The following is a 19381-nucleotide window of genomic DNA, read 5'->3' as shown; positions in this document are numbered from 1 at the left end:
CTTTGCGCTTTGGCGCGAGATCGTGTGCGCCCCCGATGACAAGGGGCGCGCAGGCGCATCAGACAAAGCTGACGCCGTTCTCATCCATGGGCAGGCTTCCAACGCGAAGCTGCCCACCCGCGGCAATGGCATTGGCCAGCGCGGGTGCGGCGGGTGGTGTGCCCGGCTCGCCCACTCCGGTCGGGGGTTCTGCAGACGGGACGATATGGACGTCGATCTGCGCGATATCCCCGATACGAAGAGGTTCGTAATCCGGAAAATTATACTGATCGACCGCACCGTCGGTGAGGGTGATCCGGTCGCGCATGACGTGACCGATCCCATAGCCGATGCCGCCTTCCATCTGAGCCTTGACCACATCCGGATTGACGGCGAGACCGCAATCAACAGCGCAAGTAACTTTTTCGATCCTCACACCTTCTTCGGGATTGCCAGAGATTTCGACAACCTCCGCGACGTAGCTGCCAAAGGACTTGTGAACGGCGACACCTTGCGCTCGACCCTCGGGCGCATTGCCCCAGTTTGCCTGTTCTGCGGCAAGCTGCAGCACGCCGGCCATGCGCTCCTGATCCTTTTCTCCTTGGAGGTATTTCAGCCGGAACGCGACGGGGTCCTGACCGGCTGCCGTCGCGGCCATGTCCATCATCACCTCCATAACATAGGCAGTATGGGTATGACCCACCGCGCGCCACCACAGCGTGCTGGTCGCTTTTTCGGTGTCGGTCAGCCCGAAATGAGCGCCGGGGATCTGGTATGGCGTGTCGGCGGCGCCTTCGACAGAACTGTGGTCGACGCCGTCCCGTACGCTGAATGCTTCGAACGCGGTGCCCTTCATGATCGATTGCCCGGCAATGCGATGGTCCCAGCCAACGATGTCACCATGCGCGTCAAGACCGACGCGGACCTTGTGGCCGAAGGCCGGGCGATAATAACCGCTGCGCAGATCATCCTCCCTTGACCAGACCAGCTTTACCGGTCTGGTGCGGTCCGTCACGATGAAGGCCAGTCCAGCTTCGACCTGGTAATCGGCGTCAGGCGTGGCTCGCCGACCGAAAGACCCACCAGCAAGCATGGTTTTGATCTGCACCTTCTCCATCGGCAATTCGAAGATCTGCGCCAGCGCCATATGCGGACCTGTCGGGAACTGGCACCCATCGTGCAAGAGGATACCGCCGTCTTCCGTGGCCTCGATGGTGCAGTTCAAAGGCTCCATCGGCGCATGGGCAAGCAGCGGGAAATAGAAGGTCTGTTCAACCACCTGATCTGCTGCCTCAATGGCCGCGCGGGTCGCATCCGCGTCGGTCTGGTTCACATTGTAGGTTGGTTCGGCGTCAAGCGCGGCGCGTATTTCCGCCTCGATCTCGTCTGAACTTCTGGTTTCTGCCGACGACAGATCCCACGTGACATCAATCGCATCGCGGGCCTGTAGTGCGGCCCAGGTGTCCTCTGCATAGACCGCAACGCCGGCTTGGTTGGGCAGAACCGCGGCTCGGATATAGCCCTTGATGTCCTGTGCCGCGCTGTCATCAAACCCGGATACCACCGCGCCACGTTGTTCAGGGCGCTTGATCATCGCAATCATCTGGTTTGGCAGGAAGACGTCGATGGCAAATTGTGCTGCTCCGTTCCCCTTGATCTCACTATCAAGACGCCGCACGTCCGGGTTGCCAATCAGCCGGAATTCGGACGGATCCTTCAGCGTCGGTTCCGCCGGTGATTCCAATTGGGAAGCGGCTGCTACGAAGTCGCCAAGGGGCGCAGACTGTCCGGCGCCTGTGACCACACCCTCTTCGATGCGCAGCGCATCGGTCTCCATCCCCCATGTCTCCGCTGCGGACCGGATCAGCATTTCACGGGCGGCGGCACCGGCCTGACGATATTGCAGATACGAATTGGCCATGGCCGTCGAACCGCCCGTGCCCTGGAACTGCCCGAACATCAGATTGTTATAGAGCGAAGGGTCGGAGGGCGCGAAATCATAGGCGATCTGGTCCATCCGCAGGCCGATTTCCTCGGCGATCAGTGTGGACAGACCCGTCGCGGGCCCCTGACCCTTTTCAAAGTGTTTGACGATTGCGGTAACCGAACCGTCGGCGTCGATCCTGACAAAAGGGTTCAGCATGGCGCCTTCGGCTGACCCGGCAGCCAAGGACCCGTCGGGCCGGACGCCCACCATAAGAACGGCACCCGCTGCTGCGGCGCTTTTCAGGAAGGCGCGGCGTGATGTGGATATCGTCATATCATGCCTCCAGTATTTCGGCCGCGCGCTGAATTCCGGCGCGGATGCGTTGGTAGGTGGCGCAGCGGCAGGCGTTGCCGTACATGTAGCTGTCGATCTCTTCCGCTGACGGTTTCGGGTTTTCGGACAACAATCCTACCGCCGACATGATCTGGCCCGATTGGCAATAGCCGCATTGGACCACGTCCAACTCCATCCAGGCCTGCTGAACCGCCGCGCCGATTGTTGTGTCCGCCATCGCCTCGATCGTGGTGATCTCGGCGTCTTCAACGTCTTCGATATAGGTCTGGCAAGACCGCACCGGCGCACCGTTCAAATGAACGGTGCAGGCGCCGCAGGATGCAACGCCGCAGCCGAATTTGGTCCCGGTCATTTTCAACTCGTCCCGGATCACCCACAAAAGCGGGGTTCCCGGCTCGGCATCGACCTCGTGGGTCGTTCCGTTCAACTTCAGTGAAATGGCCATGCTGGATCCTCCCAAACGGATTTTAGCATTTGAGTCGCTATTCAGAACGCAAAGTCTAAGGCGAAAATGACCCTGGGTAAACTCTCCAGTTTACACGATGTATTTGACGGTCTGGGCCGTTCGTTTAAAAGCCGAAGGTATGGACGAGGAACACGCCCCGCGCACGAAACGGGCCCAGATCATCGACGCGGCATTGTGGGAATTCCAGGAAAAGGGGTTCGCGCTGGCCCATATGGATCAGATCTCTCTGAGAGCGGGCGTGTCCAAGCGAACGCTCTACAAGCATTTCGAAAGCAAGGAGAACCTCTTTCATTCCATCGTCGAGGCCTTGTCACTGCGCATTCAGGATACGCTTGAGCTGAGATACGAGCGGGATCGCGACATCGAAGCACAACTGACAGCGCTTGCCTGGGCGGAAGGGCGGTTGTTCATGTCGCCCGAGGTTATGGCGATGTCCCGGATGATCATCAGCGAAACCTTGCGAAACCCGGCCTTGGCCGCTGAGATACAAGGCAGGATCGACAAGAAACCCGCCTTCACCGCCATGTTGAAAGCCGCGGCGGCGGATGGTCAGTTGGAGATTTCCGACCCCGACGCCGCAGCGGATGAGTTCATTGCATTGATCAAGGCCAAGGCGTTTTGGCCTGTCGTCTTTGGCGCGGATATTGTCAGCGAAAGCCGTATGGCCGACATCGTCCAAAGCAGTGTCGATATGATCATGTGCCGGTATGCGCCCGGCGCGCCGGTCAAGCCGTGCTGACGCAGCGCGTTTGCTATTTGTAAACTGGCGCCCGCTTTTCGCGCAGGGCAACGACACTTTCGGCGAATTCCGGCGACCTAAGCTGTGCCGCAAAGATGTGGCCTTCGGTTTCCATCTGCTTGGCGATGCGGTCGCGTTGGGTCCGGACCAGTGCCTTGGCGTGCTTCACCGCTTCTGGTGCCGACGCAGCGACGCGGTGTGCGAGAGCGCGGGTTTCGGTTTGAAGATCCGCGTCCGGGAAGACCCGCGCGACAAGGCCGTATTGATGCGCCTCTTCGGCCGTCAGCTGACGACCGGTGAGAAAAATATCGTTCGCCACGGCCATGCCGACGGCGGCGGGCAGCAAGAGGGAAGAGGCCGCTTCCGGAACGAGGCCCAAGCCGACAAAGGGCGCGCTGAGACGGGCGCTTTCGGATGCATAGACAAGATCGCAATGCAAAAGCATCGTCAGGCCCACTCCGATCGCCAATCCGTTCACCGCGGCGATGATTGGCTTGGGGCACGTCGAGATTTCCGTCAGGAACCGCACGACCGGCGGCACGTCCCCACCATTTCCGCCGCCCATGGAGAAGTCGGCCAGATCGTTCCCCGCGGTGAAGACATCGCCGACGCCGGTAATCATCAGTGCTCTTGTGCTGTCATCGGTGCCGTAGGCCGCGATTTCGTCGGCGAGGGTGGCGTACATGGCTTGCGTGATCGCGTTTTTCTTGTCTTCCCGCGACAGGGTAAGTGTGGTGACGCGGTCCTGACGGTCGATCAAAATATGCTCGCTCATGATCGTGGCCCTTCTGCAATGCCGAAATGTGTTGTGATTGGGGTGCACCTGACGCTCTTGCAAAGCAAGATTTCCGTGGCGTCCCTGTTTTCGCGCTCCCCAAACGGTCTTGCTGCGGTCGGCTTTCGCGAAGTTAGGTGCCGCGCATTTTGTTCAGCAAAGCATCGCTCCCGCGCGCGAGCAGGTTCGCGTCGGATCCGCAGGCGACAAAGGTGAACCCTTCGTCTATCAGACGGCTCGCAAAATCGGGATCCATGACAATGGTTCCGACAGGGGTGCCCTGGCGGATCAGGCGCTGGGCGGCGGGGCGGATCACGTCCCACACGGCCTCGTGCATGGGTTGGCCCAGATATCCAAGATCGGCACCGATATCCGCAGGCCCAAAGAACACGCCATCGACACCATCCACGTCGGCAAGATGTTCGATCTGATCCAGGGCCGAGATCGTCTCGGCCTGGATCAAAAGCGCCGTTTCATCCTCGATCCGGGCGAAATAGTCTTTGATCCGGCCAAAGTTGTTGGCGCGTGTGGACCCGCTGACACCCCGCTGCCCACGGGGCGGATAGCGCATGGCCGCAACGGCCGCCTCGGCCTCGGTCCTGTTGGCGATCATCGGGAACAGCAGGCCGGGGGCGCCGGCATCCAGAAGGCGTTTGACCTTTACCGGGTCGTTCCAATCGGGGCGGACAAGAGGTGTGGTCGAATAGGCTGCAAAGACCTGAAGCTGCGCGAGGACGGATGAAAGATCGTTGGGCGCGTGTTCCATATCTATCAGGACCCAATCATATCCCGACCCCGCCACGATTTCCGCCGCGTAGGGATTGGCCAGGCTGAGCCAGAGGCCGATCTGGGGCTGGCCGCTGCGAATGGCCTTGAGAAAGGGGTTTGAGGGAAGGTCCATATCCGCGCGCCACCTGGTCACATCTTGAGAGCCCGCCAGGGCCGTTAAAGATCCAAGGATATAGCTGGTTCTGCAATGTCCTTGTCGAAAAGGACGCTACGCCAAGATTTCAAAAAGACGCAATTCCTTTCGGAACCTGTTCAGTGTTCCATGCTGGCGTGAGGCCGTGCCAATGCGCCGTGCAGCCGCATCAGGATGGGAAGGCTGAGCATCAGCATCGCTGCGGGGAAGACGACAAAGGCCCAACGGATCCCATCAAGCGCCGAAGCAGGCTGGTCGATCCGCACGCCACCGGCACTTTCCAGAAAACCGAAGAGCCCCAAAAGCGTGGCCGCAAAGAAACCGCCCGCCGCGTTGCAGCTTTTTTCGCACGCGGTCCAAAGGCCGGTATAGGCGCCCTCCCGCGTCTGGGAAGAGCTTGCGCGGTCGTCGGCCACGACGTCGGAGAGGATCGAAAAGGGGAAGAGTTGCGTTCCAGCATAGCCGAGACCCATGCCCCCGACAGCAATGTAGGCGATCACGACCTGACCGCTATGGGCGGCAAGCAGAACGAGGGTAGAGCCGAGAAACAGGGTCGTTGAGGCGGCCAGGGCGATTGTCTTGCCGGACTTGCGGGCAAACCAGACCCAAAACGGCATTGTCAGCAATGAGGGAAGCACGAGGCACAGGAAGAGGATCGTGGTCGTGCCCTCATCTCCCTGAAGGATATAGCTGCTGAAATAGGGCAACATCGACAACATCGCACCGATTGCCAGCGATTGCAGGGCAAAGGCCAGAAGAAGCGCGCGAAAGGGTCTGTTGGATCCCACCGCTCGCGCAAGTTCGGTAAAGGCGACCCGTTGACTTGACCGTTCGACATGGCGCGTGCCGGCGGTTCCAAAGACGCAATAGAGCATTGCCGCTGTCATGATCGCGGCCAGCACGATGCCCATCAGCCTGTAGCCTTCAATCCCGCCGCCACCGGCTGAAAGAAGCTCTGGCCCCAATGCACCAGCCATGAGGATCCCGATGACAAGAGCCGCCATGCGAAAGGCCAGAACGCGGGTCCGTTCTGCGGGCAGATCGGTGAACTCCGCGGGCATCGCGATGTAAGGGATCGAGAATGCGGTAAAGAACGTGGCCGTCAGCGCATAGGCCGCCGCGACGTGAAGAAAGGCCGCGAATGGATCCGAGCTGTCCGGCCCCCAGAAGATTGCCGCGAAACATAAAGGCGCGGTCAGCGCCGCGGCAAACATGTAAGGGCGGCGCCTGCCAAAGCGACTGCGGGTTCTGTCACTGATCGTGCCGATCAACGGATCGGTAATGACATCCCAGATCCGGGGGAGGAAGAAGGCGAAACCGGCAAGAAACGGCGATATCGCCAAGACTTCGGTCATGTAGAACAGGAGGAACAGGCCCGGCGCAGTGGCGAAGATGCCCGTCGCGATCGAACCCGACCCATAGGCGGTTGCCTGGCGCAGATTGAGGCGACCGCTCTCGGGATGGTCCTTAAAGGGGCTCATCGTGTGGCGCTGAGATATAAGCCCAGCGCGGCGTCCCGCATCTCCGCCGGCAGATGGTTCAGGATCGTATTCATCGGCGCCAACTGCTCTGGCAGATTTGGACCTGTCAGGCCCGCCATCGGCATCAGCGTGCCAAGCATCTGCTCGATGGGCTGTCCGGCCAGGCTTGCAAGCGTTTGCCGGATCTTTACCTCATCCACAGCACTGCCATTCTGTTTGAGCTGCGCGGCGCTGCGTTCCAGATCCGGGGCAAAGCGCGTCATGCGGTCAAGCACACCGTCATGCACGCTGACATGGACGTTTTCCGGGCCACCGCCACAGGCAAATTGCGGAGTAAGCATCCAGCCGAGTTGTCGCATCGCATCGTCGATTTCGAAAATGTTCAGCGTGTCCGAGGCGAGTGTGAAGATGCACATCTCGGGATCGGCCAGAACATCGACATCGCGGACCTGGCCAACCTCTTTCAGAACCTTAGTTGTCGTGGCCTGGCAGCGCTCGACCATGGCCTCGTACCCGGTATGGCCCAGATGTCGCATCACGGCCCATGCGGCGGCAATGGGTCCGGAGGTCCGGCTTGACTGCACGGTCGGGTTTATCACCGCGTATTCGGTCGTCGAGGAATTGATGAACCAGGCCGCCTGACGAAGCGCACGGTTTCGATACAGAACAAGCGAGGCGTTCTTTGGCGCGTAGCCGTATTTGTGCAGATCGACCGAGATGGATGTCACACCGGGCAGCGAGAAATCGAACGGTTTGTCGCGAAGCCCCAGCCGACGCATGTAGGACAGGTATAGCCCCCCGACGCAGCCATCCACGTGAAAGAGGATGCCTTTGGATCGGGCCAGTTCTGACATTTCCGAAATCGGATCGACCGTGCCGTGCGAATAGTTGGGGGCAGAGCCAACAGCAAGGATCGTCTGATCATCAAGGGCCGCTTCAAAATCGCTGAGATCCGCGCGAAAGCCGGTCGGATCGACCTTGGTGACGACGGTTTCGATACCCAGATAATGTGCTGCTTTGTGAAAGGCCGGATGTGCGGTAATCGGCAGCACGATCCGTGGTTTTGTGACCTCGGGGCGTGTTTGCCGGGCCGTGTCACGGGCAGATTTGACCGCAAGCATGATGCTTTCCGTGCCGCCACTCGTAATGTTGCCACAGCTTGAGCCATCCCCCCTCAACAAGGTCAGCGCGGCACCGACCAGGTCCTGCTCCATGCGGGCGACTGACGGATAAAGGTTAAAATACAACGCGTTCTGAGACAGAAACATGCCGTAGGCCGACTTGGCCAGGTCATTTATCTCTGCGCCCGGATCATAGAGACCAGATACGATTGCCGTCTCTTTTGCTGAAACGTCGTTGCCTGAAAGCTCTTGCAATTCAGCGATGACGTTTTGGGTTGGGACCGGATTATCGAGGATCGTACGGGGTTGCATAAGGCACATCTTCCAGTAAACATAAGCATTGCTTATCTTTGACGGTATAGCAATAAATTTGATCGTCAAGTCATAGGAAGGACCTCATGGAAGACATTGCATTGCCTGACATCGAGATGAGAAAACTCCCCCTTCAGGACCGCAGCCGGGCCCGCCTCGAAGCGATCCAGGAGGCAGCAACCAGCATTATTCTGGAACAGGGTCTGCCGAAGATGGGGATCCGCGAGGTGGCACGGCGCGCGGAGGTCAACATTGCGACCTTCTACCAGTTTTTCCCCAACAAGACGTCTTTGCTCCGACAGCTAAGCGAAACCTACATGATCGAGATTCGCGAGCTGGTGCAGAATGCCGGGCAGCGCGCGATGGCGATGAGCATTGAAGACGGGGTGGAGCACATCTGCACCGGGATGCTGGACTATTTCAGGGCGAACCCGGCTTATATCGAGCTGTGGTCGGGCGGGCAGGCGAACCCGGAATTGCGGGATGTCAATCTGGACGACAGCTATCAGAATGCCAAGTTTCTGGAGTTGCTTGGGCGCCATTGGTCCGGTGGGCGAGAGGTGAAGGGGCTTGAGACGCTGACGCTGCTTTTGTCCATTACCACTGGCCATGTTCTGCGCCACGCGGCGCTGATGTCCAAAGAGGATGGCGATGCCCTTGTCAAAGCGCATTGCGAGATGGTGACCGCCAAGCTGCGCGTCGCGCTTTTGGGTCACACGGTCTAGCGCGGGGGAGAGAGCTGCGCGAGCTTTAAAAGCGCGCTGTTGAGGATCGCGATTTCGTCCGGTGTCATGTCGCTGCGCAACTGAGCGTCATAGCGCTGGGCGACCGCCCTCAGGTCCTTATAGGCCGCGCGACCCGCGGATGTCAGGGTCAACCTTTCCAGTCGGCGATCGGCTTCATCGCGGGTTCGCGTCAAAAAGCGCCGTTCGGCCAGCTTCTGAACGGCGCGGCTGATCTTGGTTTTGTGGATTTTGGCACGTTCGCCGATCTCCTTGGCAGTCATCTCGCCATACATGCCGAGGTGAAACAGCACCCGCCATTCGGTGCGCAGCATGCCATATCGACCCTTATAGATCTTCTGAAAGGCGAGACTGCTTTCCTCTGCCGCCTGGTTCAGCAGGTAGGGTAGAAAAAATTGCAAGTCGAATTCATCTTTTTCGTCCATATGACCTCCTCCCCGTTGTTAGTTACAAAAACAACTATTATCTCCGCAAGCAGTAAAAGGGAGGAGCGACGCGATGAACCGTCAGACGAACCCGCACGACATGATCCAGGCCGCGAGCCCGACCGGCACGACCGAGGGCTACATGCCCGGCTTTGGCAACGACTTCGAGACCGAGGCGCTGCCCGGTGCGTTGCCACAGGGGATGAATTCTCCGCAGAAGGTGAATTACGGGCTTTACGGAGAGCAGCTTTCCGGCACCGCCTTCACCGCGCCCAGCCATCAGAACGAAAGAACCTGGTGCTATCGCATCCGGCCATCGGTGAAACACTCACATCGTTACGAAAAGATCGACCTGCCGTACTGGAAGAGCGCGCCGCATGTGGATCCGGACGTGACCTCGCTGGGCCAGTATCGCTGGGATCCGGTACTCCATTCCGACACCCCGCTGACCTGGCTGACGGGAATGCGGACGATGACGACGGCGGGGGACGTGAACACGCAGGTGGGCATGGCGAGCCATGTCTATCTGGTGACCGAAAGCATGGTGGATGCCTATTTCTACTCAGCCGACAGCGAGCTGCTGGTGGTCCCGCAAGAAGGCCGGCTGCGCTTTTGCACCGAGTTGGGGATCATCGACCTGGAGCCCAAGGAAATCGCAATACTTCCAAGAGGTTTGCTTTACCGTGTGGAGGTGCTGGAGGGGCCTTGCCGGGGTTTTGTCTGCGAGAATTACGGGCAGAAATTCGACCTGCCGGGGCGGGGACCGATCGGGGCCAATTGCATGGCGAACCGGCGGGATTTCAAGACACCGGTGGCGGCGTTCGAGGATCGCGATACGCCGTCGACGGTGAAGATCAAATGGTGCGGGCAGTTCCATGAGACAAAGATCGGGCATTCGCCGCTGGATGTGGTCGCCTGGCACGGCAATTACGCGCCCTGCAAATACGATCTGCGCACCTATTGCCCGGTGGGCGCGGTTCTGTTCGATCACCCGGACCCGTCGATTTTTACCGTGCTCACAGCGCCTTCGGGCGTGGAGGGGACGGCCAATATCGACTTTGTCCTCTTCCGCGAACGCTGGATGGTGGCCGAAGATACGTTCCGCCCGCCCTGGTATCACAAGAACATCATGTCGGAGTTGATGGGCAATATCTACGGGCAATACGACGCCAAGCCCAAGGGGTTCGTGCCGGGGGGCATGAGCCTGCACAACATGATGCTGCCGCACGGGCCGGACAAGAACGCGTTCGAGGGGGCGTCGAATGCGGATCTGGGGGCGGAGAAGCTGGACAACACGATGTCCTTCATGTTCGAGACCCGCTTTCCCCAGCACCTGACCCGGTTCGCGGCGGAGGAGGCACCGTTGCAGGACGACTATATCGACTGCTGGTCGGACATCGAGAAGAAGTTCGACGGGACGCCGGGCAAGAAGTGAGGACGCAACGTTCGGTGCCCTGGTTAACGCCCCGCTGCGAAGAGAGGGTTAACGCCCATGAAAAAAAGGGGAATGCAGGGGGTGCCGGACGTGCACCTTATGTGCACCTTGCGTGCACCCCCCCCGGCATACGATCTGGCCATCGGGGCAGGGTTAACAGGGCGTACGGTGTGAAGCACTAAGACTTGGTAAAGCCGGGACGCGCAGGGCTTGAATGATGTGGAGGCGGGGTGAACCCCGCCCTACACTCCGATCAAACATCCGGGTGGGGACACCCACCGTCACAAGGGACGACCGAATGACATTGAAGACAAGCTGGGTGGAGAGCGCCAACGCCGCCGACCATCCCTTTCCCCTGAACAACCTGCCCTACGGCGTGTTCTCGACCGACGCGCTGGAGCCGCGCTGCGGTGTGGCAATCGGGGACATGATCCTTGATATGAGCCGCGCCGAGGAAGAAGGGCTGGTGCAACTGACCGAGCATCCCCTGTTCGACGTGCCGTTCTGGAACGAGGTGATGGAGGAAGGCCCGGCGGTCTGGGCGGCTCTGCGCGAACGGCTCACGGCGCTTTTGGCCGAGGGGGCCGAGGCGCGCGATAGGGTGGAACCCTTGCTGGTGCCCATGGCGGAGGCGGAGTTGCATTTGCCCTGCGTGGTCAGCGAATTCACCGATTTCTACGCGGGTCGTCACCATGCCACCAATGTCGGCACGATGTTCCGGGGGGCGGAGAATGCGCTGCCGCCCAATTGGCTGCATATTCCCATCGGCTATAACGGGCGGGCCTCTTCCGTCGTGGTGTCGGGCACCGATATCCGCCGCCCCTGGGGTCAGCTGAAATCGCCCGATCATGACAAGCCCGCCTTTCTGCCCTGCCGCCGCTTCGATCTGGAGCTGGAGATGGGGGCCATCGTGGGCACCCAGTCGGACGGGCCGATCACGGTGGACGAGGCGGATGCGCATATCTTCGGCTACGTGCTGCTGAACGACTGGTCGGCGCGGGATATCCAGGCCTGGGAATACCAGCCGCTGGGACCGTTTCAGGCCAAGGCGACGGCGACGAGCATATCGCCCTGGATCGTGACCAAGGCGGCGCTGGAGCCGTTCCGCGTCTCTACGCCCGAGCGGGAATTCGAACTGCTGGATCACCTGAAGGACACCGGCCCGATGCTCTATGACATCGACCTGTCGGTGACGCTGGCGCCGGAGGGCAAGGCGGCGACGGTGATTGCACGGACGAATTACCGGGAGATGTATTATTCATCGGCCCAGCAATTGGCGCATCATTCGACCTCGGGCTGTCCGATGAATGCGGGCGATCTGCTGGGGTCGGGCACGATCTCGGGGGCCGAAAAGCACGAGCGCGGCTCGCTTCTGGAGCTCAGTTGGGGCGGGAAGGAGCCGATCACGCTGGAGACCGGAGAGACGCGCACCTTTCTGGAGGATGGCGATACGCTTGGGCTGCACGGGGCGGCGCAGGGCGACGGGTACTCCATCGGGTTTGGCGATTGCCTGGGCAAGGTGCTGCCGGCGCTGAACGATCCCTACGCAAGATGAGCGTGGGGCTTGACCACATGCAGATGGCGGTTCCGGAAGGCGCCGAAGACGAGGCGCGGGCATTCTGGTGCGAGCTTGTCGGCCTGGAGGAGATCGAGAAGCCGGAAGCGCTGAAGGCGCGGGGCGGGCTGTGGCTGCAGCTGGACGGCGCAGAGTTGCATCTGGGCGTCGAGGCGCCGTTTCACCCGGCGAAAAAGGCGCATCCGGGGCTGAAGGTCGCCGGCATCGCGGCGCTGGCCGACGCGATGGAGGCCAAGGGGTATCCGGTGACATGGGACGATACGATCCCGGGCCGAAAGCGGTTCTTCTGCGAGGACCCGTTCGGCAACCGATTGGAATTTCTGGAGTTTTGAAGATGGCCAAGGCCTTTGCGTCCCAGGGGGACATGACGGAAAAAGAGATCAGCTTTACCGAGGTGGGCGAAGGGCTCTGGGCCTTTACCGCCGAGGGCGATCCCAATAGCGGCGTGATCATCGGCGATGAGTCGGTGATGATCGTGGAGGCGCAGGCGACGCCGAGGCTGGCGGGCAAGGTGATCGAGAAGGTGCGCGAGGTCACCGACAAGCCGATCAGTCATGTGGTGCTGACCCATTATCACGCGGTGCGTGTGCTGGGCGCCTCGGCCTTCGGGGCGGATCAGGTCGTGATGTCGGATATGGCCCGCGCGATGGTGGTTGAGCGCGGGCAGGAGGATTGGGACAGCGAGTTCCAGCGCTTCCCGCGCCTTTTCGAGGGGCACGAGAGCATTCCGGGGCTGACCTGGCCCACGACCACGTTCAGCGACCGGATGAGTGTCTATCTAGGCAATCGGCAGATCAACCTGATGCATCTGGGCCGCGCGCATACGGCGGGGGATATCGTGATCCACGTGCCGGATCAGAACGTGATGTTCACGGGCGATATCGTAGAATACCACTCGGCCTGTTATTGCGGCGACGGGCATTTCGCCGATTGGGGCCGGACGCTGGATGCGATCAAGGCCTTCGACGTGGACGCGATTGCGCCGGGACGTGGCGATGCGCTGGTGGGCCGCGAGATGGTCGGGGCGGCCATCAAGAACACCCGCGATTTCGTGGAGAGCACCTACCGTCCCGCGGCACGGGTGGCGGCGCGGAACGGCACGCTGAAAGAGGCGTGGGACGCGGTGCGCGCCGAATGCGATCCGAAATTCGCGGATTACGCGATTTACGAGCATTGCCTGCCCTTCAACGTGGCCCGCGCCTATGACGAGGCACGCGGCATCGACACGCCGCGCATCTGGACGGCGCAGAGAGACATTGAGATGTGGGAGGCGCTTCAGGGGTGAGGCGCGGTCGGGAAAGGGTTCGGGGGACCCTTTTCAGCGCCGAACTGGCGGAGCCCCGATCAGCGGCGTTTGGAAGCGATTTGGAGGATCGGACATGGCTGGCAAAGGGCGACAGTTTTGTTCTGTATCGAACAGAGGGCAGCCTCCGACCGCGGGTGGGGGTGAAGCCCCCGGCGTCGTGCCGAAGGCACGCCTTTGGCGTGACGCGGGCGGTCGGGGGCTGTCCGCGATGCAAGCATCACGGGCGGGAATGGACGGCTGTCGCAACGCACTAGTGGAGGCCGGGCCATGAGCAAATTCGGCCCCTCGAAATCCGATCTCATCTTTCGGCTGGTTTTCAGCCTCTGTGGTCTCGCCATGATGGTGGGGGCCATTCTTTATCGCGGGATGCCCAAGGGACCCGCAATGTTCGAGATCATCGGCATCGCCAGCGTCTTTTTCGGCGGCACGGCGGTGTGGACGATCCGTAAACTGATCCGGAAGGACTATTCCGATGGCGTATGATTATGCTCCGTTTCCTTACATCGCCCCTCCGGGCCTGACAGCACCCGAGCCGCGCCATCCCGTGGCTATCGTAGGTGCGGGTCCCATCGGTCTGGCGATGGCGATTGATCTGGCGCAGCGGGGCGTGGCCTCGGTCGTGCTGGATGACAACAACGTCGTGTCGGTCGGCTCGCGGGCGATCTGCTGGGCCAAGCGGACGATGGAGATTTTCGACCGGCTGGGCGTGGGCGAGCGGATGCTGGAGAAGGGCGTCACGTGGAAGGTCGGGCGGCAGTTTCACGGCCAAGACGAGGTCTTCTCCTTCGATCTGTTGCCGGAGAAGGGGCACAAATACCCGGCCTTCATCAACCTGCAGCAATATTACGTAGAGGAATATCTGATCGACCGCGCGCGGGACTTTCCGGACCTGATTGACCTGCGGTTCAAGAACAGGGTTACCGGCCATGACGACCGGGGCGATCACGTGGTGCTCACGGTGGAGACACCGGACGGGTCTTACGAGATCGAGGCGGAGTGGTATGTGGCTTGCGATGGCGCGGGCTCTCCGACGCGGGAGCGGATGGGGCTGACCTTTGAAGGGCAAACCTTTGAGGAGCAGTTCCTGATCGCGGATATCGAGATGGAGGACAGCCCCTTTGGCGACCACGATGTGCCGGAGCGTTGGTTCTGGTTCGATCCGCCCTTTCACCAGGGCAAGTCGGCTCTGCTGCATATGCAGCCGGACAATATCTACCGGATCGACCTGCAACTGGACGTGGATGCGGACGGCAAGGCGGAGGCGACCGAGAAAAAGGTGCTGCCCCGCATAAGGGCCATCGTGGGCAACAAGCCGTTCCGGCTGGACTGGATGAGCGTCTACAGGTTCCGCTGCATCAAGCTGGATGAGTTCGTGCATGGCCGGGTGATCTTCGTGGGCGACAGCGCGCATGTGGTCAGCCCCTTCGGGGCGCGCGGCGGGAATGGCGGTATTCAGGATGTCGACAATCTGGGCTGGAAGCTGGCCGCCGTGCTGGAGGGCAAGGCGCCCGGGGCGCTGATCGGGACCTATCACGAGGAACGCAGCCACGGGTCGGCGGAGAATATCCTCAATTCCTCGCGCGCCACGAACTTCATGACGCCGAAGACGCCGATCGAGGCGCTGTTCCGGGCGGAGACGCTCAGGCTGGCGCATGACATGCCGTTTGCGCGGAAGCTTTTGAATTCGGGGCGGCTGTCGATGCCTTGCTCGCTGGAGGGGATGGCGCTGCAGACGCCGGCAGAGGCGCCGGTGCGGCCCGGGACCGCTTTGGTCGATGCGCCGCTGGAGGGCACCTGGCTGAGCCGGGAGGTGCAGGGCGGCTGGACGCTCGTCGGATTTGGCGACGTGGCGCTGCCGGACGTGCCGGGGTTGCGGCGCATCGGGGTGGATCAGCGCGCGGAGTATCCCTGTTTTGCGAGTGTCGGGGGGCATGCCGAGGCACGGTATGGCGCGGGTCTTGCCTATCTGTTCCGGCCCGACGGGCATGTCTGCGCGGTGTTCGAAGCGCCAGATGCGGGTACTGTGCAGGCGGCTTTGGACCGCGCGATGGGGAGGGCACTCGCGTGAGCATGGCAGAGGACCGGCTTAGCCCGGATCAGGATGCGTTCTACAACGCGCTGATGGATGCGCATGAGGGGCTGAGCGAGGCCGAAAGCCACGCGCTGAACGCAAGGCTCGTGCTGATGATGGCCAACGAGATCGGCGACTTGTCACGGTTGCGCGATCTGCTCGTTGCGGCACGGGGCTATGCGGATGTCTGAGATCGTACTCTACGATTTCTGGCGCTCCTCTGCGAGCTATCGCTGTCGGATCGCGCTGGCGCTGGGTGGGACCCGATATCGCTCGGTCCCGGTGGACCTGCCGACGAAAGAGCACAAGACGCCAGAGCATCTCGAGCGGAACCCGCAGGGCTTCGTGCCGGTGCTGGAGATCGACGGGTTGCGCTTGACGCAATCGCTGGCCATTCTGGAGTACCTCGATACGACGCGGGGGCTGGGGCTGCTGCCCGAAGCGCCGGCGGAGCGGGCGATGGTACAGGCACTGGCCCATGCGATCGCGGTGGATATTCATCCCGTCTGCAACCTGCAGGTGGCGGCGCATGCCGTGGAGATCACCGGGCGGGAAGAGACACGCGCGGAATGGATGAAGCGGTTCATCCGGCCCGGCATGCAGGCCTTCGAGGCCCTGTTGGGCGCTTTTCCGGAAAGGCCGTTCTGCGCAGGACCTAAGCCGGGGCTGGCCGATATCTGCCTGATGCCGCAGGTCTATAATGCGCGTCGCTGGGGCGCGCAGATCGACGATCTGCCGCGCACGATGGCTGTGGTGGCGAGCTGCGAGGCGCATCCCGCGTTCCAGGCGGCTCATCCCGACCGGTGGCAACCTTCCTGACCACTCCGTTTTGCGGAACGCGATTTCGCTGCTAGCCTTTCAGAATCCCCGCCCGGTGGAGGATCGGCGTGGGGCGATCTGGGAGGATGACATGACAGTGAAAACGATACTGGGCGCGGTCTGCGCGCTGGGGCTGGGCGCATCGGTAGCTGCTGCCGGATGCAATCATTCCGAACGCTGGGGGCATGAAGACGAGCTGGGCTCGGCCAATCTGGTGACGCCGGAGAACACGCTGAAGGCGGCGACGTTGATTAAAGAGGGCAAGTCGATGCCTCTTGGCATCGTGATCGACAGCAACACGCCGGCCTTTCCGCCTCGCTCGCTGAGCCTGCAGGTGGTGCAGCCGAACCAGCAGGGCGGGCAGAAGCTGGATCAATTCGGCTATCCCGGCAATTACAACGATGACCTTTTGCAGACCTGGGTGGGCATTGGCAGCCAGATCGACGGGCTGGGGCATCTGGGCGAGGGCGGCTACTATTACAATTGCGCGGATGAGAAAGAGATCTCGGAAATCACCGGGCTGACCAAGCTAGGCGTGCACGCGATCCCGCCGCTGGTGGGCCGCGCGGTGATCCTCGACATGGCCAAGGCGGCGGGTAAGGACGCGCTGGAGGCGGGCGATCACTTTGGCGAGGCGGAGATCAAGGCAGCCGCCGAGGCGCAGGGCGTGACGATGGGCGAGGGGGATATCATTCTCTTTCATACCGGCTGGACCGACGCCAAGCTGGAGAGTGATCCGCAGGCCTGGGTCTCGGGTGAGCCGGGGCTGAACGTGGAGGGCTCGCGCTATGTCGCGTCCCTGAACCCGATGGCGGTTGGAGCCGATACCTGGGGGCTGGAGCCGGTGCCGCCCGCACCCGGAGACGGCGCGTTTTACGGGCATGTGGTGCTGCTAAAAGACAATGGCATCTACATCCTGGAGACGATGAATACCGGGCCGCTGCTTGATGAAGGAGTGAACGAATTCATGTTCGTGCTGGGCCAGGCGCGCATTCGCGGCACGGTGCAGATGATCGTCAATCCGGTCGCCCTTTACTAAGCGCTTCTGCGGGGGTACCCCCCGCGGATCCAGCCCCCGAAAGCGATCCGACCGGGGCTTGCATCGACGGCGTGATCGCAAGCGGCCAGGCCCCGCCCTCAAGGCGTTATCTCTTTGCGGCTGCTTTGCTTTCGGGATGGCTGACGCTTTGCCCTTCCGCCATATACCTTCCCCCAAAGGTCACGATTTCCGCCGCTCGCGGCAGGCCGGAGACGGTCACCGTATTGCCATGATGCGCATGGATTTCAACAGCCCGGCGCAGAATCACATTCTGTCCGTCAGCCTGACGCGACAGGAACATGACAGCCGCGCTGGCACCGTCCTGATCCACGATGGCAGAGGCTGGAATGGCTACAGTCTCCTGCGGCATGCTGCGTTGCACCGCGACAGCGATAGGTTGGCCGGGACGCAGCGGAGGATGCGACGCGCCCGAAGCAGAGAAGGTCAGCCGGCTGACCCGGTCATCCAATGCGGTGACATCACGCAACTGCAATTCGATGGGACCACCGGGTTCCGGCAACAACGCAGAAAAGCCCATCGTTTCAGCCTCTCCGTTATCTGCCAAAAGATCCGCGGGCATGTCGATCTCGATCCGGATGCGGGACATGTCATAAAGGCGAAAGAGGGGGGCGTCAGGCGCGACGGTTTCTTTGGGCGCATCGCTTATGTTGATGACGTATCCCGAAAACGGCGCCACGATCCGCGTTCGGCCCAAGGCATCTTCGGCTTTGTCGAGGAGTGTCTTTGTCGTGTTCCTTGCGAGCAGAGCATCCTGTGCGCCTCTTTCGGATCCCATGCCTGATTTCGCCATCGCACGGGCGCGGCGATAGGCACGTTCAGCAGCGCGGAAGTGGTCACGAGCCTTGCGTAACGTCACTTCGAACGGGGCGGGGTCGAGCGTGGCGAGGATGTCGCCCGCCTCCGACCAAGTGCTCATCGGGACATTGATCTCGACAAGCTCACCGCTGACCTCGAATGACAGATCCACGGACCTGACAGGCGCGACGTGTCCGATGAAGTTGAGGGTGTGAGATCTTGGGCCTTGTTCGGCAATGCCCGTTCGGACGAACACGGGCAGATCGCGGCTTGCTGCTTTCGTTTCGCCCTGTGCTGCGTCAAGATGTAAGCCAGCCATGATCGCAAGCGCCAAGGTAACGGCCTTTGCTTCTTGTTTCATGGAGCCTAACTCCTGCCAGGTGGTCAACCGACCGTTCGGTAGTTTATTTAGAGCCACCTTGAGGAGGGTCAATGCTGGCAACATCTGAGAAGACGGCATCCAAACGGAGGCAGGAGATCGTGAACATCGCCACGCAGGCTTTTCTGGACAAGGGTTTTGCGGGCACGTCGATGACCCAGCTGGCCAAGGCCTGTGGCATGCAAAAAGCGAGCCTTTATCATCATTTCGATGGTAAGGAGGCTCTCTTCATCGCGTGCGTGACGGATGGCTACGGGCGCGCGCTGAAGGATTTGACGGAGCTGCGTGATGACGAGAGCCTCAGCTCGGAAGACAGATTTGCAAGCGCTATTCTGCGCCTCTATGACACGACGATCTTGTCGCCGGTCGGGCGTCTCTCCCCCCTGATCGCTGAGGTGTCACGCATCCTGCCCAATGTCGCGCGGAGTTTTCACGAAGGGTATATCGTCAAGCAACGCAAGCTGCTGGAGGAGATCGTGCAGCAAGGTATTGCGGATGGCAGCTTTGTACCGATGGACAGGGAATTGCTGCATCATCTGGTCTTCGGCCCCATTGTGACGCTGTCCCTGTCACGGGAAATGTTTGCGACATTCGACGATCTCGATACGCAGTTTCCCGTCGAACGGCTGAGAGACGGCCATACCGAGCACTTGCTGAAGATGTTGAAGGCCGCGTAAGGCGCGCGCGGAGGGTGGA

20 protein-coding genes are annotated in these 19381 nt (G+C 61.1%); 12 read left to right on the top strand and 8 right to left on the bottom strand.

The genetic code is table 11. From position 1 onward, the window contains the following. Positions 1-58: 58 nt before the first annotated feature. Both CFI11_RS20895 and CFI11_RS20890 read right to left on the bottom strand, forming a co-directional pair. Positions 59-2239 (bottom strand): xanthine dehydrogenase family protein molybdopterin-binding subunit, encoded by a 2181-nt coding sequence (locus CFI11_RS20895; protein ID WP_130409431.1) that lies wholly within the window; start codon positions 2237-2239, stop codon positions 59-61. A 1-nt stretch (position 2240) separates the two neighbouring features. Then, entirely contained in the window at positions 2241-2705 is a 465-nt protein-coding gene (locus CFI11_RS20890) for a (2Fe-2S)-binding protein (RefSeq protein WP_130409430.1), read from the bottom strand. A gap of 139 nt (positions 2706-2844) precedes the next feature. Here CFI11_RS20890 and CFI11_RS20885 point away from each other — a divergent pair, with 139 nt between their 5' ends. Further along, complete coding sequence (locus tag CFI11_RS20885; RefSeq protein ID WP_165390348.1) at positions 2845-3465, top strand: TetR/AcrR family transcriptional regulator; 621 nt, start codon at positions 2845-2847, stop codon at positions 3463-3465. A gap of 13 nt (positions 3466-3478) precedes the next feature. Here the strand turns inward: CFI11_RS20885 and CFI11_RS20880 are convergent, their stop codons facing one another. The 4 genes from CFI11_RS20880 to CFI11_RS20865 all read right to left on the bottom strand — a co-directional run bounded on the left by CFI11_RS20880 (position 3479) and on the right by CFI11_RS20865 (position 8076). Further along, the gene (locus CFI11_RS20880; protein ID WP_130409428.1) at positions 3479-4240 is read right to left on the bottom strand and encodes an enoyl-CoA hydratase; all 762 of its coding nucleotides are present in this window, start codon (positions 4238-4240) and stop codon (positions 3479-3481) included. Positions 4241-4373: 133 nt separating this feature from the next. After that, positions 4374-5141: an HpcH/HpaI aldolase/citrate lyase family protein gene (locus CFI11_RS20875; RefSeq protein WP_130409427.1), complete on the bottom strand. Its 768-nt coding sequence runs from the start codon at positions 5139-5141 to the stop codon at positions 4374-4376. Positions 5142-5281: 140 nt separating this feature from the next. Then, complete coding sequence (locus CFI11_RS20870) at positions 5282-6643, bottom strand: MFS transporter (protein ID WP_130409426.1); 1362 nt, start codon at positions 6641-6643, stop codon at positions 5282-5284. Then, positions 6640-8076, bottom strand: coding sequence for an aspartate aminotransferase family protein (locus CFI11_RS20865; protein ID WP_165390347.1), 1437 nt, complete (start codon positions 8074-8076; stop codon positions 6640-6642). The genes CFI11_RS20870 and CFI11_RS20865 overlap by 4 nt, the downstream gene beginning before the upstream one ends. Before the next feature lie 86 nt (positions 8077-8162). On the opposite strand from CFI11_RS20865, the gene CFI11_RS20860 reads away from it, so the two are divergent. Beyond that, positions 8163-8801 carry a TetR/AcrR family transcriptional regulator gene (locus CFI11_RS20860; protein WP_130409424.1) on the top strand — a complete coding sequence of 213 codons (639 nt, stop codon included), beginning with the start codon at positions 8163-8165 and terminating at the stop codon, positions 8799-8801. On the opposite strand, the gene CFI11_RS20855 is transcribed toward CFI11_RS20860, so the two are convergent. Beyond that, positions 8798-9244, bottom strand: coding sequence for a MarR family winged helix-turn-helix transcriptional regulator (locus CFI11_RS20855; RefSeq protein WP_130409423.1), 447 nt, complete (start codon positions 9242-9244; stop codon positions 8798-8800). The two genes, CFI11_RS20860 and CFI11_RS20855, sit on opposite strands and share 4 nt — an antisense overlap. A gap of 73 nt (positions 9245-9317) precedes the next feature. Between CFI11_RS20855 and hmgA the strand changes: the two genes are divergently transcribed. From hmgA to CFI11_RS20810, 9 genes are all read left to right on the top strand, one after another. Continuing rightward, a complete protein-coding gene (hmgA, locus tag CFI11_RS20850) occupies positions 9318-10679 on the top strand; it encodes a homogentisate 1,2-dioxygenase (RefSeq protein ID WP_130409422.1) in 1362 nt (453 codons plus the stop codon). A 298-nt stretch (positions 10680-10977) separates the two neighbouring features. Continuing rightward, entirely contained in the window at positions 10978-12234 is a 1257-nt protein-coding gene (gene fahA, locus CFI11_RS20845; protein ID WP_130409421.1) for a fumarylacetoacetase, read from the top strand. Then, the gene (locus tag CFI11_RS20840) at positions 12231-12587 is read left to right on the top strand and encodes a VOC family protein (RefSeq protein WP_130409420.1); all 357 of its coding nucleotides are present in this window, start codon (positions 12231-12233) and stop codon (positions 12585-12587) included. The genes fahA and CFI11_RS20840 overlap by 4 nt, the downstream gene beginning before the upstream one ends. 2 nt (positions 12588-12589) lie before the next feature. Beyond that, positions 12590-13540, top strand: a complete 951-nt coding sequence (locus CFI11_RS20835) for an MBL fold metallo-hydrolase (RefSeq protein WP_130409419.1) — start codon at positions 12590-12592, stop codon at positions 13538-13540. A 288-nt stretch (positions 13541-13828) separates the two neighbouring features. Beyond that, positions 13829-14044, top strand: a complete 216-nt coding sequence (locus CFI11_RS20830; protein WP_130409418.1) for a hypothetical protein — start codon at positions 13829-13831, stop codon at positions 14042-14044. Then, positions 14034-15629 carry an FAD-dependent oxidoreductase gene (locus CFI11_RS20825; protein WP_130409417.1) on the top strand — a complete coding sequence of 532 codons (1596 nt, stop codon included), beginning with the start codon at positions 14034-14036 and terminating at the stop codon, positions 15627-15629. Before CFI11_RS20830 ends, CFI11_RS20825 begins: the two co-directional genes overlap by 11 nt. 2 nt (positions 15630-15631) lie before the next feature. After that, complete coding sequence (locus CFI11_RS20820; protein ID WP_130410111.1) at positions 15632-15823, top strand: DUF2783 domain-containing protein; 192 nt, start codon at positions 15632-15634, stop codon at positions 15821-15823. Then, the gene (gene maiA / locus CFI11_RS20815) at positions 15816-16451 is read left to right on the top strand and encodes a maleylacetoacetate isomerase (RefSeq protein ID WP_130409416.1); all 636 of its coding nucleotides are present in this window, start codon (positions 15816-15818) and stop codon (positions 16449-16451) included. The genes CFI11_RS20820 and maiA overlap by 8 nt, the downstream gene beginning before the upstream one ends. 91 nt (positions 16452-16542) lie before the next feature. After that, a complete protein-coding gene (locus tag CFI11_RS20810) occupies positions 16543-17490 on the top strand; it encodes a cyclase family protein (protein ID WP_130409415.1) in 948 nt (315 codons plus the stop codon). Between the two features lie 106 nt (positions 17491-17596). Here the strand turns inward: CFI11_RS20810 and CFI11_RS20805 are convergent, their stop codons facing one another. Continuing rightward, on the bottom strand, positions 17597-18667 hold the full coding sequence (locus CFI11_RS20805) for an efflux RND transporter periplasmic adaptor subunit (RefSeq protein ID WP_165390346.1): 1071 nt from the start codon (positions 18665-18667) through the stop codon (positions 17597-17599). Positions 18668-18738: 71 nt separating this feature from the next. On the opposite strand from CFI11_RS20805, the gene CFI11_RS20800 reads away from it, so the two are divergent. Further along, a complete protein-coding gene (locus CFI11_RS20800; protein ID WP_130409413.1) occupies positions 18739-19362 on the top strand; it encodes a TetR/AcrR family transcriptional regulator in 624 nt (207 codons plus the stop codon). The last annotated feature ends 19 nt before the right edge of the window (positions 19363-19381 follow it).

It is taken from the genome of Thalassococcus sp. S3 (assembly GCF_004216475.1).
Lineage (GTDB): Bacteria > Pseudomonadota > Alphaproteobacteria > Rhodobacterales > Rhodobacteraceae.
The sequence above is the reverse complement of the archived record's forward strand: the minus strand, read 5'-3'. Positions and strand labels throughout refer to the sequence as shown.

Bases quoted from the DNA above. Each gene is read 5' to 3' on its own strand.
- CFI11_RS20880 (WP_130409428.1), bottom strand. From the start codon at position 4,240: ATGAGCGAGCATATTTTGATCGACCGTCAGGACCGCGTCACCACACTT.
- CFI11_RS20840 (WP_130409420.1), top strand. From the start codon at position 12,231: ATGAGCGTGGGGCTTGACCACATGCAGATGGCGGTTCCGGAAGGCGCC.
- fahA (WP_130409421.1), top strand. From the start codon at position 10,978: ATGACATTGAAGACAAGCTGGGTGGAGAGCGCCAACGCCGCCGACCAT.
- CFI11_RS20855 (WP_130409423.1), bottom strand. From the start codon at position 9,244: ATGGACGAAAAAGATGAATTCGACTTGCAATTTTTTCTACCCTACCTG.
- CFI11_RS20865 (WP_165390347.1), bottom strand. From the start codon at position 8,076: ATGCAACCCCGTACGATCCTCGATAATCCGGTCCCAACCCAAAACGTC.
- CFI11_RS20895 (WP_130409431.1), bottom strand. From the start codon at position 2,239: ATGACGATATCCACATCACGCCGCGCCTTCCTGAAAAGCGCCGCAGCA.
- maiA (WP_130409416.1), top strand. From the start codon at position 15,816: ATGTCTGAGATCGTACTCTACGATTTCTGGCGCTCCTCTGCGAGCTAT.
- CFI11_RS20830 (WP_130409418.1), top strand. From the start codon at position 13,829: ATGAGCAAATTCGGCCCCTCGAAATCCGATCTCATCTTTCGGCTGGTT.
- CFI11_RS20870 (WP_130409426.1), bottom strand. From the start codon at position 6,643: ATGAGCCCCTTTAAGGACCATCCCGAGAGCGGTCGCCTCAATCTGCGC.
- CFI11_RS20860 (WP_130409424.1), top strand. From the start codon at position 8,163: ATGGAAGACATTGCATTGCCTGACATCGAGATGAGAAAACTCCCCCTT.
- CFI11_RS20875 (WP_130409427.1), bottom strand. From the start codon at position 5,141: ATGGACCTTCCCTCAAACCCCTTTCTCAAGGCCATTCGCAGCGGCCAG.
- hmgA (WP_130409422.1), top strand. From the start codon at position 9,318: ATGAACCGTCAGACGAACCCGCACGACATGATCCAGGCCGCGAGCCCG.
- CFI11_RS20835 (WP_130409419.1), top strand. From the start codon at position 12,590: ATGGCCAAGGCCTTTGCGTCCCAGGGGGACATGACGGAAAAAGAGATC.
- CFI11_RS20810 (WP_130409415.1), top strand. From the start codon at position 16,543: ATGACAGTGAAAACGATACTGGGCGCGGTCTGCGCGCTGGGGCTGGGC.
- CFI11_RS20800 (WP_130409413.1), top strand. From the start codon at position 18,739: ATGCTGGCAACATCTGAGAAGACGGCATCCAAACGGAGGCAGGAGATC.
- CFI11_RS20890 (WP_130409430.1), bottom strand. From the start codon at position 2,705: ATGGCCATTTCACTGAAGTTGAACGGAACGACCCACGAGGTCGATGCC.
- CFI11_RS20885 (WP_165390348.1), top strand. From the start codon at position 2,845: ATGGACGAGGAACACGCCCCGCGCACGAAACGGGCCCAGATCATCGAC.
- CFI11_RS20820 (WP_130410111.1), top strand. From the start codon at position 15,632: ATGGCAGAGGACCGGCTTAGCCCGGATCAGGATGCGTTCTACAACGCG.
- CFI11_RS20825 (WP_130409417.1), top strand. From the start codon at position 14,034: ATGGCGTATGATTATGCTCCGTTTCCTTACATCGCCCCTCCGGGCCTG.
- CFI11_RS20805 (WP_165390346.1), bottom strand. From the start codon at position 18,667: ATGAAACAAGAAGCAAAGGCCGTTACCTTGGCGCTTGCGATCATGGCT.